12 protein-coding genes are annotated in these 14,514 nt (G+C 74.2%); 2 read left to right on the top strand and 10 right to left on the bottom strand.

From position 1 onward, the window contains the following. Positions 1-5: 5 nt before the first annotated feature. From KSNIM_RS21810 to KSNIM_RS21785, 6 genes are read right to left on the bottom strand one after another with little or no spacing between them, the layout of a single operon-like run. Complete coding sequence (locus KSNIM_RS21810) at positions 6-680, bottom strand: NADH-quinone oxidoreductase subunit J (RefSeq protein WP_263104870.1); 675 nt, start codon at positions 678-680, stop codon at positions 6-8. Further along, positions 677-1,228, bottom strand: coding sequence for a NuoI/complex I 23 kDa subunit family protein (locus KSNIM_RS21805; protein WP_263104869.1), 552 nt, complete (start codon positions 1,226-1,228; stop codon positions 677-679). The genes KSNIM_RS21810 and KSNIM_RS21805 overlap by 4 nt, the downstream gene beginning before the upstream one ends. Continuing rightward, positions 1,228-2,187, bottom strand: a complete 960-nt coding sequence (gene nuoH, locus KSNIM_RS21800; protein WP_263104868.1) for an NADH-quinone oxidoreductase subunit NuoH — start codon at positions 2,185-2,187, stop codon at positions 1,228-1,230. Before nuoH ends, KSNIM_RS21805 begins: the two co-directional genes overlap by 1 nt. Beyond that, positions 2,184-3,353 (bottom strand): NADH-quinone oxidoreductase subunit C, encoded by a 1,170-nt coding sequence (locus KSNIM_RS21795; RefSeq protein WP_411543754.1) that lies wholly within the window; start codon positions 3,351-3,353, stop codon positions 2,184-2,186. The genes nuoH and KSNIM_RS21795 overlap by 4 nt, the downstream gene beginning before the upstream one ends. Next, positions 3,350-3,973: an NADH-quinone oxidoreductase subunit B gene (locus KSNIM_RS21790; protein ID WP_030276105.1), complete on the bottom strand. Its 624-nt coding sequence runs from the start codon at positions 3,971-3,973 to the stop codon at positions 3,350-3,352. Before KSNIM_RS21790 ends, KSNIM_RS21795 begins: the two co-directional genes overlap by 4 nt. Next, the gene (locus KSNIM_RS21785; RefSeq protein WP_263104867.1) at positions 3,964-4,371 is read right to left on the bottom strand and encodes an NADH-quinone oxidoreductase subunit A; all 408 of its coding nucleotides are present in this window, start codon (positions 4,369-4,371) and stop codon (positions 3,964-3,966) included. The genes KSNIM_RS21790 and KSNIM_RS21785 overlap by 10 nt, the downstream gene beginning before the upstream one ends. 337 nt (positions 4,372-4,708) lie before the next feature. Between KSNIM_RS21785 and KSNIM_RS21780 the strand changes: the two genes are divergently transcribed. Then, positions 4,709-5,896: a sensor histidine kinase gene (locus tag KSNIM_RS21780; RefSeq protein WP_411543753.1), complete on the top strand. Its 1,188-nt coding sequence runs from the start codon at positions 4,709-4,711 to the stop codon at positions 5,894-5,896. Positions 5,897-6,293: 397 nt separating this feature from the next. Here KSNIM_RS21780 and KSNIM_RS21775 read toward each other — a convergent pair whose 3' ends face one another. The 3 genes from KSNIM_RS21775 to KSNIM_RS21765 form a co-directional block, all read right to left on the bottom strand. Next, positions 6,294-7,436: a glycosyltransferase gene (locus KSNIM_RS21775; RefSeq protein WP_263104866.1), complete on the bottom strand. Its 1,143-nt coding sequence runs from the start codon at positions 7,434-7,436 to the stop codon at positions 6,294-6,296. After that, complete coding sequence (locus tag KSNIM_RS21770; RefSeq protein ID WP_263104865.1) at positions 7,433-10,363, bottom strand: bifunctional glycosyltransferase family 2 protein/CDP-glycerol:glycerophosphate glycerophosphotransferase; 2,931 nt, start codon at positions 10,361-10,363, stop codon at positions 7,433-7,435. The genes KSNIM_RS21775 and KSNIM_RS21770 overlap by 4 nt, the downstream gene beginning before the upstream one ends. A 194-nt stretch (positions 10,364-10,557) precedes the next feature. Then, positions 10,558-12,195, bottom strand: a complete 1,638-nt coding sequence (locus tag KSNIM_RS21765) for a glycosyltransferase family 2 protein (RefSeq protein ID WP_263104864.1) — start codon at positions 12,193-12,195, stop codon at positions 10,558-10,560. Positions 12,196-12,347: 152 nt separating this feature from the next. Between KSNIM_RS21765 and galE the strand changes: the two genes are divergently transcribed. After that, on the top strand, positions 12,348-13,322 hold the full coding sequence (galE, locus tag KSNIM_RS21760) for a UDP-glucose 4-epimerase GalE (protein WP_263104863.1): 975 nt from the start codon (positions 12,348-12,350) through the stop codon (positions 13,320-13,322). Between the two features lie 36 nt (positions 13,323-13,358). On the opposite strand, the gene KSNIM_RS21755 is transcribed toward galE, so the two are convergent. Continuing rightward, the coding region (locus KSNIM_RS21755; protein ID WP_263104862.1) for a PQQ-binding-like beta-propeller repeat protein at positions 13,359-14,514 on the bottom strand (1,156 nt) is incomplete at its 5' end.

Raw genomic sequence — 14,514 nt, 5'->3', positions numbered from 1 at the left:
CGGCGTCAGCGCTCCTGCGCGGGGGCGGTCGGGGCGGTGGACGGGACGGTCGCCGCGGGGGCGGCGGGCCGGCCGACGGGCTTGCCGGCGCGCAGCTTCCCGGCGCGCGGCCGGGGCAGCCTGCCGGAGGTGCTGCGGGAGAGCACGATCGCGCCGACCAGTGCGGCCAGCAGCAGCACCGACAGCGCCTCGAAGGGCAGCACCCAGTGGCGGAAGAGGTACTCGCCGGTGGCGCGGGTGGAGCCGCCGCCCGCGGTCAGGTCGATCCAGCTGGTGCGGAAGGCGTCGGCGACCAGGGTGACCAGGGTGCCGGCGGCGGCCAGCGCCACCAGCAGGGCGGCCCAGCGGTTGCCGGAGTCGGCGTCCGGCGAGCGGCCGATCGGCGCCCGCGTGAGCATCAGGCCGAACAGCACCAGGACGACCACCGAGCCGAGGTAGATCAGCACCTGCACCCAGGCGATGAACTCGGCGGTGAGCAGCAGGAACTCCACGGCGAGCCCGCCGAGCGCGACGACCAGCCAGAGCGCGGCGTGCACCAGCTGCTTGGTGGTCACCGAGACGACTGCGGCGCCGAGCACGGCCAGGCCGACGAGCAGGAAGACGACCTCGGCCCCGGTCGGGGAGAGGAAGGAGCGGGCGGCCGGCTCCAGCGAGCCGGTGGCGGCGAGCAGGGTGCTCATGCGTCCTCACCCTCCTGTGCGGCCGCGGCGGCCAGCTTCTCGGCCGCCTTGCGGGCGGTCGCGATCTCCTTGGGCTCCTCGGCGGCGGGGTCGAGGGCGGGCGGTGCGGGCACCGTCCACATCCACTCGCGCAGCCGCTCCCGCTCGTGGGTGAGCTCCAGGATGTCCGTCTCCGCGTACTCGAACTCCGGGGACCAGAACAGCGCGTCGAAGGGGCAGACCTCGATGCAGATGCCGCAGTACATGCAGAGCGAGAAGTCGATCGCGAAGCGGTCGAGCACGTTGCGGGTGCGGGCGCGGGCGTTCGGGTCGGCGGCCGGCAGCGTCTCCTTGTGGGAGTCGATGTAGATGCACCAGTCCGGGCACTCGCGCGCGCAGAGCATGCAGACCGTGCAGTTCTCCTCCAGCAGCGCGATGACGCCGCGGGAGCGCGGCGGCAGCACGGGCTGCACGTCGGGGTACTGCGCGGTGACGCTCTTGCGCGTCATCGTCCGCAGGGTGACGGCGAGGCCCTTGGCGAGGCCGGTGCCGGGGATGTTGAGAGCCATCAGGAGATCGCCACCTTGACGATGCCGGTGAGGGCCAGCTGGGCGAGCGCGAGCGGGATCAGCACCGTCCACGCGAAGCGCATCAGCTGGTCCTCGCGCAGCCGCGGGTAGGTGACCCGGAGCCAGATCACCACGAAGGCCAGCGCGAAGGTCTTGAGCAGCGTCCACAGCCAGCCGAGCGAGTCCGAGAACGGGCCGTGCCAGCCGCCGAGGAAGAGCACCGTGGTCAGGCCGGCGACCACCACGATGCCCGCGTACTCGGAGAGGAGGAAGAGCGCGAACCGCAGGCCCGTGTACTCGGTGTAGGCACCGAAGATGATCTCCGAGTCGGCGATCGGCATGTCGAACGGCGGCCGCTGCAGCTCGGCGAGGCCGGCGGTGAAGAAGACGAAGGCGCCGATCGCCTGCCACGGGATCCACCACCAGTGGAAGGCGTCCACGATCCCGGGCAGCGACACCGTACCGGCGGCCATCGCCACCGAGGCGGCCGCGAGCAGCATCGGCAGCTCGTACGACATCAGCTGGGCGGCCGTGCGCAGGCCGCCGAGCAGGGAGAACTTGTTGGCGGAGGCCCATCCGGCCATCAGCGAGCCGAGCACGCCGATGCCCATCACGGCCAGCACGAAGAAGATGCCGGCGTCGACCGCCTGACCGACGAAGCCGTCCGGGCCGACCGGGATCACCAGCAGCACCAGCAGGTACGGCAGCAGCGCGACGGCCGGGGCGATCCGGAAGACCCGCCGGTCGGCGCCGGCCGGGACGACGTCCTCCTTCTGCGCGAACTTGACGCCGTCGGCGACGAGCTGGGCCCAGCCGTGGAAGCCGCCGGCGTACATCGGGCCGAGGCGGCCCTGCATGTGCGCCATCACCTTGTGCTCGGTCTGGCCGATCACCAGCGGCAGCACCAGGAAGACCACCAGGGTGGCGACGCAGCGCAGCAGCGTGTCGAGGAGGTTCACGCTCCGTCTCCGTCCTGGCCGGGGGTCTGCGGGGTGTCGGGGTCCTGCGGGGCTCGGGGCTCCTGCGAGGTGCCGGGCTCTGCGGGTGCCGCTGGTCCCGGCTTCGCGGACTCTGCCGGCGCTTCGGGCGCGGCCGGTTCGGGCGTCGCCGGTTCGGGCGTCGCCGGTTCGGGCGTCGCCGCGGGCTCGTCGTGGGCTGGGACGGGTGCGTGCCAGGGCGCGTCCGAGGACTGCGTCCGGGCGGTCCGGCGCGGCCGCTCCTCGGCGGGGGCGGCAGGTGCGGCGGGCGCACCGCCCTCGGCCGGCGCGGCGGGTGCCTCGGGCTGCGCCGTGGGTGCGGCCTGGCTCACCGAGCCCTCGCTGATCGAGCGGGTCCGCCGCGGCCGGTCGGCCCGGACGGGTGCGCCCTCGGCACCGGCGGCGGCCGCACGGGGACCGGCACCGGCCGCGCGCGGGGTGCGGGCTGCCCGGGCCGGGCGCTCGGCGACCGGCGGCAGGGTGCCCTTGAGCGGGCCCCACTCGTTGGGGTCGGGCACGCCGGCGGGCTGCATCTTGCGGCGGGCGGGGCCGTCGCCGTGGTCGGACTCACCGGGCTCCTTGGCGCCGGGCCAGGCCTTGGCGACCCGGGCGGCGAGCACGAAGTCCTTGCGCAGCGGGTGGCCCTCGAAGCCGTCCGGCAGCAGCAGGGTGACCAGGTGCGGGTGGTCGGCGAAGTCGATGCCGAACATCTCGTGGGTCTCCCGCTCGTGCCAGGCCGCGCCGGCGTAGACGCCGACGGCGGTGGGCAGAGCGGCCTTCTCGCGCGGCACCCGGGTGCGCACGAGCAGGTGGCGGACGGCGCCGGGGGTGGCGACGTCGGCGAGGTGGACGGAGACGGAGAAGCCCTCGGTGAGCTCGTCGACGGCGCTCAGCCAGTCGAAGTAGCTGAGTCCGAGGCCGTCGCGGGCGGCGGTGAGCGCCTCGATCCAGTGCTCGGCGGGGACGTCGACGGTCAGCAGGCCGTACGCCTCGGCGGCGGTGGCCCAGGGGCCGATCGCGGCGGCCGTCCGCTCGGCCGGGGTGGGCTCGGCGGCGGGCAGCTCTGCAACCGGCTGCTCGGCGGGGGCCGCAGCGGCGGGTTCGGCGCCCGGCACCGGCTCGGTCCCGGGCTGCTCGGGGGTGGTCACTGCGCGCCCTCCGGTCCGGCGACCAGCCCGCGGCGGAGCGCGGAGGCGGGCGCGGTGTAGCGCTGCGGCAGCGACTCGGCGGCGATCTTCTCCTGGAGCTTGAGGATGCCCTGGAGCAGCGCTTCGGGCCGCGGCGGGCAGCCCGGCACGTAGACGTCGACCGGGACGATCTGGTCGACGCCCTTGGTGACGGAGTAGGAGTCCCAGTACGGGCCGCCCGAGTTGGAGCAGGCGCCGAAGGAGATCACGTACTTGGGCTCGGGCATCTGCTCGTAGAGCCGCTTGACGGCCGGGGCCATCTTGTCGGTGACGGTGCCGGAGACGATCATCAGGTCGGCCTGGCGGGGACCGGGCGCGAACGGGATGACTCCCATCCGGATGAAGTCGTGCTTGGCCATCGACGCGGCGATGAACTCGATCGCGCAGCAGGCGAGGCCGAAGTTGAAGCACCAGAGGCTGTAGCGGCGGCCCCAGTTGAGGACCACCTTGACCGGGTCCGGTGCGAGCCGGGCCAGCGGGCCGAGCCGGCGCGGCTCGACGGCGCCGGGGTTGGCCGGGTCGGGGATGCCGAGCGGCACGGGGCCGTCGCCGCCGTGCGCGTGGGCGTGGGTCACGTCCATTCCAGAACGCCCTTCCTCCAGGCGTAGAGCAGTCCGACCGCGAGGAAGCCGATGAAGACGAACATCTCCACCAGCGTCGCCGCCCCGTACCCCGCGGCGGCGAAGACCGTCGCCCACGGGAAGAGGTAGATCGCGTCGACCGCGAAGATCACGTAAAGGAAGGCATAGACGTAGTACCGGATGTGGGTCTGCGCCCACCCCTCGCCGACCGGATCCACTCCGCACTCGTACGCCAGCAGCTTCTCGGGCGAGTACACCACGGGGCGCAGCAGGCGGTTGGCGGTGAACGACACCGCGACGAACAGCACGCCGACGACGGCGAGCAAGCCCACCGCCGCGTACGCGTCGAAGTAGCCACTGCCCGCGGCAGGGCCGGCAGCAGCCAGCTGCCCCTCCATGCGTTCGCCTCCACATCGGCCGGGCCCGCCGCGCGGCGGGATCCGATCTCTTTACGCGCTCATAACCATTGCTCAGGCGTGAGTCTAAGTGCACCGCTCGTCTACTCCTGAACCCGCCCGATCCGCAAGACGCATGCTGGACACCCGCCCCGGCGGCCCCGCCCGGAGCGGTGGTCCCGGGGGTGGGGTTAACCCCCGGGCGGGGAGGGCGTCCAACCCCATGGCGGCGGCCCGCGGCGACCCGCGATGCTGGTCGGGCAGCGGACGGCGGGGCACCGAGGGGGTGCCCGGTCCACTGCGGTGACGGGGCGAGGTCCGTCGGGAGGGCGGTGCACGGATGAAGGACCAGGTCGACCGCGAGGAGAAGGCGGCCCGGCCCTCGCTGTACGGGCGGCAGATGTGGCTGCAGGTGCAGCACATGCTGCTGAACCTCCCGCTCGGCATCGCCGGTTTCGTCTTCACGGTGGTGACGCTGTGCGTCGGCCTGGGCCTGGCGGTGACGGTGCTCGGACTGCCGCTGCTGGCCGCCGGCCTCGCCGGCAGCCGGTGGCTGGGGGCGCTGGCTCGGCGGCGGGCCCGGACGGCGCTGGGCTCGGAGGTGCCGGAGGCCGCCCCGCTGGCCCCGGTGCGGCCGGGGCCGGCCGGCTGGGTGGTGGCCTGCCTGACGGACGGGCTGAGCTGGCGCTCGGTGCTGTACGGGGTGCTGCTGCTGCCGTGGGGGATCATCGGCTTCGCCGTGACGCTGGTGCTGGTGCTGGTCGGCTGGCCGGTGCTGCCGTGGGCGATGCGGGGGCTGGCGGCCGTCGAGCGGATGCTGGTCGGCGTGCTGCTCTGCCCGAACGCGCTGACCGAGCGGGTGCGGGAGCTGGAGGAGGACCGCGGCGCGGTGGTCGACACCGCCGCGGCGGACCTGCGCCGGATCGAGCGGGACCTGCACGACGGCGCCCAGGCCCGGCTGGTGGCCCTGGCGATGGACCTCGGTCTGGCCAGGGAGCGGCTGTCCGAGAGCCGGACGCCGGAGGACGTCGCGGGGGCCGCACGGATGGTGGACGCGGCGCACGGCGAGGTGAAGCTGGCCCTGCGTGAGCTGCGGGACCTCGCCCGGGGCATCCACCCGGCGGTGCTCACCGACCGCGGGCTGGACGCGGCGCTCTCGGCGGTGGCGGCCCGCTGCACGGTGCCCGGCGGGGTGAAGGTGCACGTCGACCTGAAGGGCTCCGAGCGGCCGGATCCGGCGGTCGAGGGGATCGCCTACTTCACGGTCAGCGAGCTGCTCACCAACGTCTCCAAGCACGCCGCGGCGCGGACGGCGACGGTGGACGTCTGGCGGTCCGGCGACCGGCTGATGCTGGTGGTGCAGGACGACGGCCGGGGCGGAGCGGACCCGCGCACGGGCAGCGGGCTGGCGGGGCTGGCCGAGCGGGTGGGCGCGGTGGACGGGGTCTTCCTGGTGGAGAGCCCGGCCGGCGGCCCGACCTCGGTGACGGTCGAGCTGCCCTGGCGGACGAGGGCCGCCCGGGCCTGACCGGCCTTACGTCGTGTCTCAAGGGCGACTGGGCACACAGGGGCGCGTGGGGCCCCTGAATCAACCACCCGACTGCTCTCTGACGACATGCCCGAGCGCCGGGGAGCCGATCGCCGGCAGGCCGGGCGTTGGAGGGCCCGGCGGCCGCGACCCTTGCGCGGTGCGGCCGCCGGGCCCGGCCCCGGTGGCGGGGGTCAGCCGCCGGTCGGCACCCGGAGCCTCGGCCCGGTGGGGCGCGGGCCGGCCGGGGACGGTCGGGTGGGTTCTTTCTTCGGGCGCAGCGGGGCTCCTCCCGAGGCTGAGCGCAGGCGTGACGGACAGGCTTGCTTTGTCAGCATTTCAGCTGTATGTCCGAATTGCCGCCGCGGCGCGCCCGAGGACGCCGCACCTGCCCGGCTCATGCCTCCAGCAGGGCGAACAGCTCCTCCCAGCGGTCGAGCACCCGCTCCGGCGCGTAGCGGACGATCGCCTCCCGGGCCCGCGTCCCCATGGTGTCGCGCAGCTCCTGGTCGTCCATCAGCCGGCCGAGCTGGCGGGCCAGCGCGGAGGTGTTGCCGACCGGGGCCAGCAGGCCGTCCTCGCCGTCCCGGACGATCTCGTGCACGCCGGGCGCGCAGTCGAAGGCCACGCAGGGCACGCCGCAGGCCATCGCCTCCATGAGCGAGATCGGGAAGCCCTCGCCGCGCGAGGAGAGCACGAAGATCCCGGCGCCGGCGAGCGCGCCGGGCACGTCGTCCGTCCGCCCGCAGAACTCGACCGAGTCGTCCAGGCCGAGTCCGGTGCACTGCGCGCGCAGCGCCTCCTCCTCCTCGCCCAGGCCGTAGATCTTCAGCTGCCAGCCCTCGCGGCCGCGGACGGCCTCGGACCAGGTCTCCAGCAGCAGGTCGACGCCCTTCTCCTGGGCGAGCCGGCCGATCGAGACCACGGTGCGGGCGGCGGGGGCCGCCGTCTCCGGCACCGGGAACGGCAGCGGGTTGGGGATGCCGCAGGTCGAGTTCATGCCCTGGCGGATCCAGGCGTCCGCGTCCTCGTCGGTGAGCACCACCAGGCGGTCGACGTCCGCGTAGTGGCGCTGCACCCGGCCGAAGCGGGAGGAGGCCCGGCAGGTCTCGAAGGACTCGTGGCTCATGCCGATGACCTGGAGGCCCTTCAGGTCGGCGAGCGCCACCCACTCCATCGCCCACACCTGGGTGACGATCACCACGGCGCCCGGCCGGGCGGCCCGGAACATCGCGTTCATCCGCTCGGCCGCCTCGCGCATCCCGGCTTCGCGGGCGGACTGCCGGCGGCGGGCCGCGACGTCCAGCCGCTGCCACGGGTAGGCCGGCGTCCAGGCGGCGGGCGGGTGGCCGTCGTACAGGGTGGTCATCCCGTACGGCAGGCCGTCGCCGAAGTCCTTGTGCAGCACCGCGGGGCAGATGCCGATCAGTTCGACCCGGTGGCCGCGGCCGGTCAGCAGCTCGGCCATCCGGTGCGACCAGCTGGCCACACCGCCCAGTTCGTCGACGCTGTTGCTGACGATGAAGATGTCGCGGCTCACCGGCCGGCCTCCCGCTCCTGCTGGTCCTGCTCGTCGTGCCCGGCCCGTACGGCCGCCGGGGCCGGCCCGAACATCAGGTCGGCGATCCGGGCCGCGGCGTCGCCCCGGTCGTGCTCGCCGTACGCCGCGGCGAACTCCCGCCGGCGGTCGGCGTACTCCTTGCCGGTGGCCTCCAGCTCGTCCAGGGCCGCGTACAGCTCGCCCTCGTCGCGCAGCACCGGGCCGGGCGCCTCGCGCAGCAGGTCGAAGTAGGTGCCGCGGACGTCCTCGGCGTACTCCTCCCAGTCGTACGCGAAGAACAGCATCGGCCGGTCGAGCAGCGCGTAGTCGAACATCACGGACGAGTAGTCGGTGACCAGGGCGTCCGCCATCAGGTACAGCGGGGTGACGTCCTGCACCTCGGAGACGTCGACCACCCGGCCGCGGACGGACGGCGGCAGCACCAACCGGTTCAGGTAGTGGCAGCGCACCAGCAGCGTCATCCGGTCGCCGAAGCGCTCGGCGAACTCCTCGACGTCGAAGGGCAGCTCGAAGGCGCGCACCTTGCCGCGGGCGTCCGCACGGAAGGTCGGCGCGTACAGCACCACCGGCTTGGACAGGTCGATGCCGAGCTCGCCGGCGAGCTGCCGGTCCTTGCCCGCGTCCTCGCGCAGCAGCACGTCGTTGCGCGGGTAGCCGACCCGCAGCAGCCGCTCCTCGCCGATCCGGTACGCCGGTGCCAGGGTGCGCACGTCGTGCTCGGAGCGGACGACGAAGTGGTCGAAGCGGTTCAGCCCGGCCAGGTACTCGGCCTGCTGCGCGGGCGTCTGCCGCTTCAGCGAGGCGAGGTCGAAGCCCATCTTCTTGAGCGCCGAACCGTGCCAGGTCTGGATGTAGGTGGTCTCCGGGCGCTTGCGCAGCCGGTACGGGTAGCCCTGGTTGTCCACCCAGAACTCGGCCTGGGCCAGGGCCCGCAGGTACTGCCAGGACCAGCGCCGCACCAGGGTGGCGCCGGACGGGAACCCCTCGGTCGACTTCGCGTACGACCAGACCGGCTTCATCGGTGCGCCGCGGCGCACCAGCTCCTCGTAGACCGCGCGCGGGCTGTCGCTGAACTGCCGGCCCTGCTGGCTCTCGAAGACCACCTGGCCCTTGACCACGGGCAGCCGCTGCAGCAGCCGGTGGTAGACCTTCAGCTTGGTGTCGCCGTTGTTCAGGGTGCGCTTGAGCTGCAGCGCGCCGCGGGCGGTGCGCCGGGCCCGGTCGGCGGCGGTGTTGGCGAGCGCCGAGGCCTCGCCGCGCAGGGCCCGCTCGACGAGGTCGGTGCCGCGCCGGGCGGCGGCGCCCTCCGCCGCGATCTCGAAGGCGAGGTGGCCGCGGGCGGTGGCGTGCGGGGCGAGCCGGTCGCCGGTGAGCCGGGTCAGCCGGGGCCGGACGGCGGGGGCGGCGGCCGAGTCGAGGTCGAGGTCGCCGACGGTGAGCCGGGTGGTGGTGCGCTCGCCGTTGGCGGTCAGCACGCAGCGGACGTCCCAGACCGCGTCCAGGATGCCCAGCGGGCGCAGCTTGCGGGCGAGGTCGGCGGTGGCGCGCCAGGTGATGCCGTCGCCGTCGTGCCGGACCTCGGCAACGGGGAAGGAGAACGACTTGAGGCCCTTGCGGCGCGGCGAGAAGTCCAGCCGGGCGGCGAGCTTGGCGTCGGCGGGGATCCGGCCGAGCGGGTTGACGATCCGGCCGGCCAGCTCGACGCCCTGCGCCCCGGCGGCATAGTGGGTGAGCCGGTTGCGCAGGAAGAGCTTGCGCAGCGGCGACGCGTGGTAGCCGTGCGCCGTGACGTCGAGCACCTTGCGGCCCTCGGGGTCGTCGAGGTGCTCGGCGCAGAAGTACACCCGGCCGTCCTGCTCGGCGAGCGGGGCGGCGAGCTTGTCCCGGTTGATCAGGGTGTCGACGGCGGGCAGCAGGTTGTCCCAGTCGTCCTGCCCGAGCAGGTAGGCGCAGATCCGCTGCGGGCTGCCGACCTCCTCGTACGCCTCCGGGGCCAGCCCGGCCAGGTAGCCGCGGGCGTGCTCGGCGAACTCCTTGCGGAAGTCCTCCGGCAGGAAGGGCAGGTCGCGCAGGTGCAGCACCAGGTCGTGCTTGAGGAACTTCACGTCCTTGCGGTACTTGAGCTCGACCATGCCGCGGTCGGCGAGCATCGCGTCGATCCGGCGGTGGATCTCCAGCCGGTCGGTGAAGTTGCGGATCTCGTGGCGGCGGTTGGAGAGCGAGCGCTCGCCCTTGCTCGGCGGGGCGACGTCCCACCAGTAGACCCGGTTGGGGATCAGGGTGATCCGCTCGGCGGCGAGGTACGCCTGCGAGGAGAAGAGCAGGTCCTCGTAGAGGATGCCGACCGGGAAGGTCAGCGCGTGCTCGGCGAGGAAGGTCCGGCGGTAGGCCTTGTTGGTCGAGAGGGTGTCCCAGACCAGCAGATCGGGCAGTTCGGCGATCGAGTCCAGGGTGCGGGTGCGCGAGTAGATCCACGGGTACCAGGCGTCGGTCTTGCCGTACCGGTTTCCGAGGAAGCGCCGCACGCTCAGGCCGGAGACCAGGTCGGCACCGGTACGGGTGCCCGCCTCGTAGAGGTTGCGCGCGGCGTGCTCGGCGAGCTCGTCGTCGCTGTCCAGGAACATCACGTACTCACCGCGCGCCTCGGCGACGCCGTGGTTGCGCGGGGCGCCGCAGCCGCCGCTGTTGGCGGGCAGCCGCAGGGCCCGCACCCGGCCCGGGTTCTCCTGCTCCAGGCGCCGGGCCACGGCGAAGCTGTCGTCGGTCGAGCAGTCGTCGACGATCAGCACCTCCAGGCCGCGCAGCGACTGTCCGAGGGCGGAGGCCACCGCCCGGGGCAGCCGGGCGGCGTCGTTGTAGACGATCACGATGACGCTGACCAGCGGCTGCGCCTGACTGGAGGGCATGGAGCGGGGGTCCTTGTCGTCGGGTGGTGCTCGAGGGTGCGTGCTGAGGGTCTCCGATGCTGCCGTGGCGGCTCTGCCGATTGAGCCACGGCATCATGGGAATGGGATGAATTCTCCCACTGCGCGGGGAGTGCCCCGTCCCGCAGGCGCCCCGCGGTCCCTCGCACGCCCCGGCCCGGGCGGGCCGTTCGCCCTCAGCCGAGTCGGGCCAGCAGCCGCCGCAGCCGGGCCCGGACGACCTCCCAGCCGCCGCGCACGCCGTCGGCGACGCGCATCCCGAGCTCACCGTTGGTCGTCCCGTACGCCTGGACGAGGGCGAGGCGCAGCAGCGGCCGGTAGACGACGGAATGCCGCTTGCCCAGGCCCGGCGCGCGGACGGCGGTGGCCGCGCGGTCGCCGTTCTCGTAGCCCAGCACGACCCGCAGCGACCAGGCGGTCATCTCACCGACGTCGCGCAGCTCGAAGGCGTCCACGGTGGTCTCGGCCGTCCACCCGCCGTCGGGGTGCGGGTCGAGCTGCAGGGCGCGGCGAACGGTCAGCGGCGGGCCGAGCCGGGTGCGCAGCTCCAGGCGGGCGTCGACCGGGCGGGCGGCGGAGGCCAGCCCGTACGGGTCGTGCAGCCGCAGCCGGATGCTGCAGACCGGGCCGAGCCGCACGGTGCCGTCGACGGCCAGGGGCAGCCCGGCCGGGGGCAGCTCGTCGAGGCCGGTGAGCGGCAGACCGTCGACCAGGACGGGCCGGCCGTCCTCGTCGGTGAGGTAGGGCGGGGCGAGCCGGGGCGGGGCGGCGGCGAGCTCGCAGACGCGGGCCAGGTCGGTGCCCTCGACCGGTTCGGGGCGGGCCAGCAGCAGTTCGCTCAGCCAGCGGCCCGCCGGGGTGGCGCCACGCAGCGGAACGGGGCCGAAGCCGGCGAGGTGGGTGCGGGCGATCCGCCACCAGGCGGCGCGGTAGGCGGCGGGCTTGGTCCGCAGTTCACGGACGTACATCCGAAGGTCATGGTCGATGAACTTGGTGCGGGCGGCGTCGGCGAGGGCCGGCTCGCCGGCCTCGGCGAGGATCCGCACCGCGTCGGCGTGCGCGTCCACCCGGTCCTGCCAGTTGCGGACCTCGTCGCGGCGGAGCGAGATCGACTGGCGGCCGGCCTCCCGGCGGACGTGCCAGAGGTACACGGTGTCGCCGACCGCGACCAGCCGCGGCCGGGCCGCGTAGAGGCGGGCGGTGAAGACGAAGTCCTCGTAGTGCACCGGGCCCTCGGCGAAGCGCACCTGGTGCTTGTCCAGGAAGTCCCGCTGGTAGAGCTTGTTCACGCAGAGGGTGTCGCGGAGGAACTCGGGGCGCTCGCCGATGCCCTCGTAGCGGCGGGGCGGGGCGCCGGCCGCGGGGAAGAGGTCGCGCTGCCAGGGGGTGTCGGTGCCGGCGGGCAGTTCGCGCCGGACGCAGACTCCGGCGACCACCTCGGCCTGCTCGGCGACGGCCGTCTCCAGCAGCGTCCGGGCGGCGTCGGGGGCGAGCACGTCGTCGCTGTCGAGCAGCATCACGTAGGCCGAGCGGGCCGCCGCGAGGCCCTGGTTGCGGGGGGTGCCGCAGCCGCCGCTGTTCTCCGTGCGCGTGATCACTCTCACGCGGGGGTCGGTGGCGGCAAGCCTGGTCAGACGTTCGGGCGTGGCATCGGTGGAGGCGTCGTCGACCACGATCACCTCGGCGACGGAGTCCCCCTGGGCGAGCGCCGACCGCACCGCATCGGTGATGTGCGCGGCGTCGTCGAAGACGATCACCACGACGCTGACCTGGGGTGACGTGCTGGGCGCCGTGCCGGGAGTGCTGGCGGTCATCCCGCGACCTGCTCCTCCCGCTGACGATAACCGCCTGCGATCGTACCGGACCGTACTTATCGGGGTGTCGGACAACTCGACTCGAACACACCCGGCCCGCACCGGCCACCGGTCACCGCGGTTTCGAACGGGTGCCGCATAGGATCTCGGACATGACTTGGTTGATCACGGGCGGCGCCGGTTACATCGGCGGACATGTCGTGCGGCAGCTGGCGGAGGCCGGTGAGCGGGTCGTCGTCCTGGACGACCTCAGCTCCGGCTCGGCCGGCCGGCTGCCCGCCGGGGTGCCGCTGGTGGTCGGCTCGACGCTCGACCGGGCGCTGCTGGACACGGCGGTCCGCGAGCACGAGGTCACCGGGGTGCTGCATATCGCGGCCAAGAAGCAGGTCGGCGAGTCGGTGACGGAGCCGCTGCTCTACTACCGGGAGAACGTCGAGGGCCTGCGCATCGTGCTGGAGGCGGCCGTCGCCGGCGGCGTCCGCAAGGTGCTGTTCTCCTCCTCGGCCGCGGTCTACGGCATGCCGGACACCGACCTGGTGACGGAGTCCACCCCGTGCGCGCCGATCAACCCGTACGGTGAGACCAAGCTGGTCGGCGAGTGGCTGCTGGCCGCCGCGGCGAAGGCGTACGGCCTGTCGGCGGTCTCGCTGCGGTACTTCAACGTGGCCGGCGCGGCCTCGCCCGAGCTGGCCGACGACGGGGTCACCAACCTGGTGCCGATGGTCTTCCAGCGGCTCACCGACGGCCTGCCGCCGCTGGTCTTCGGCGACGACTACCCGACCCCGGACGGCACCTGCATCCGCGACTACATCCACGTGGAGGACGTGGCGGCCGCGCACCTCGCCGCCGTCCGCCGGCTGGACGCGGCCGGGGAGCCGGTCGGCCTGACCCTGAACATCGGCCGCGGCGAGGGCGTCTCCGTCCGCGGCATGCTCGACGCGATCGGCCGGATCACCGGCCGCGCGGTGGAGCCCGAGGTCACCCCGCGCCGCGCGGGCGACCCGGCGCGGGTGGTCGCCGCGGCCGACCTGATCCACAAGGAGCTGGACTGGTCGGCGCGGTACGGCGTCGACGAGATGATCGAGTCCGCCTGGGCGGGCTGGCGGGCCCGCCACCCGGGGCTGTGACGGGCTGATCCCCGCGGCCCCTCCGGCCGCCTGCTCCTACTGCGGCACCGCGGTGCCGTAGTAGGAGTCCAGCGCGTACACGCAGCGGTCCTTGCTGCCCGCGAAGACCCGGCCGGCGACGGCCACCGGCGACCCGGTGAGCTCGCCCTTGGTGCCGAGCTCCCAGCGGAGCCGGCCGGTGGCGAGGTCCACGGTGTGCAGCGAGTGGTCCCGGCTGCCCAGGTGCACCAGACCGTCGGCGACGGCCGGCGAGCCGACGATCTCGCCGCGGGCGGCGTACCGCCAGCGCTCCCGCCCGGTGGCGGCGTCGAAGGCGTACAGGGTCTCGCCCGAGCCGAGCAGCACCGCGTTGTCCGCGACCACCGCCGGCTCGGCGCCCTGCCGGCTGCCCGTCCGCCCGCGCCAGCGCTCCCGCCCGGTGGCGAGGTCGACGGCGTAGAGCGTGCCGAGGTAGTCGGCGACGTACGCGGCGCCGGCGTCCAGCGCGGGCGGGGTGAAGAGCACCACCGGCGCGTCGAAGCGCCAGCGCTCGGCGCCGCTGGCGGCGTCCAGGGCGTACACCCGGGGGCCCGCCGTGACGTACAGCACGCCACCGCGCTCGACCGGGCGGGAGGGCACGTCCTCGCCGACCGGGACGGACCAGCGCAGCCCGCCGCCGCGCGGGTCGACGCAGCGCAGCCGCCCGCCGCCGTAGTAGTAGGCGGCGCCGCCGACCAGGGCCGGCCCGGACTGCGGGTTCTCGTAGTCCTGCTGGGCGTCGTCGGCGCGCCACAGCTCCGCGCCGTTGGCGGCCGAACGCAGCTGCACGCCGCCGCCCCTGATGCCGCAGCAGAGCACCCCGTCGGCCGCGTCCAGCGAGTAGACCCAGCCGTCGAGGGAGTTGCGCCAGCGCTCGGTGCCGTCGGCGACGTCCACGGTGTACAGGTGCGGGCCGTCGGCGGCGTGCACCCGGCCGTCGGCGACCGCGAGCGCCCAGGCGACGTCGCGGGTCTTCCAGCGGCGCTCGCCGGAGGCGATGTCGAGGGCGTGCACCTCGAAGCTGGAGACGAAGAGCGTGCCGTCGGCGACCACCGGGGTGCCCCAGACGTCGTTGGACATCCGGAACCGCCAGGGCCGCCAGCGCGGTGCCGGTGCGGGCGGCGGGACGGCGGCGCGGCGGACCCAGTCGGTGGCCGCGGGCGCGGCCGGCCCG

Origin of the sequence: Kitasatospora sp. DSM 101779, assembly GCF_025655475.1 — a bacterium.
GTDB lineage: Bacteria > Actinomycetota > Actinomycetes > Streptomycetales > Streptomycetaceae > Kitasatospora.
Note: the sequence above shows the minus strand (reverse complement) of the source record. Positions and strands in the feature narration are given on the sequence as shown.

Bases quoted from the DNA above. Each gene is read 5' to 3' on its own strand.
- KSNIM_RS21785 (WP_263104867.1), bottom strand. From the start codon at position 4,371: ATGGAGGGGCAGCTGGCTGCTGCCGGCCCTGCCGCGGGCAGTGGCTAC.
- KSNIM_RS21765 (WP_263104864.1), bottom strand. From the start codon at position 12,195: ATGACCGCCAGCACTCCCGGCACGGCGCCCAGCACGTCACCCCAGGTC.
- galE (WP_263104863.1), top strand. From the start codon at position 12,348: ATGACTTGGTTGATCACGGGCGGCGCCGGTTACATCGGCGGACATGTC.
- KSNIM_RS21810 (WP_263104870.1), bottom strand. From the start codon at position 680: ATGAGCACCCTGCTCGCCGCCACCGGCTCGCTGGAGCCGGCCGCCCGC.
- KSNIM_RS21790 (WP_030276105.1), bottom strand. From the start codon at position 3,973: ATGGACGTGACCCACGCCCACGCGCACGGCGGCGACGGCCCCGTGCCG.
- KSNIM_RS21780 (WP_411543753.1), top strand. From the start codon at position 4,709: ATGAAGGACCAGGTCGACCGCGAGGAGAAGGCGGCCCGGCCCTCGCTG.
- KSNIM_RS21770 (WP_263104865.1), bottom strand. From the start codon at position 10,363: ATGCCCTCCAGTCAGGCGCAGCCGCTGGTCAGCGTCATCGTGATCGTC.
- KSNIM_RS21805 (WP_263104869.1), bottom strand. From the start codon at position 1,228: ATGGCTCTCAACATCCCCGGCACCGGCCTCGCCAAGGGCCTCGCCGTC.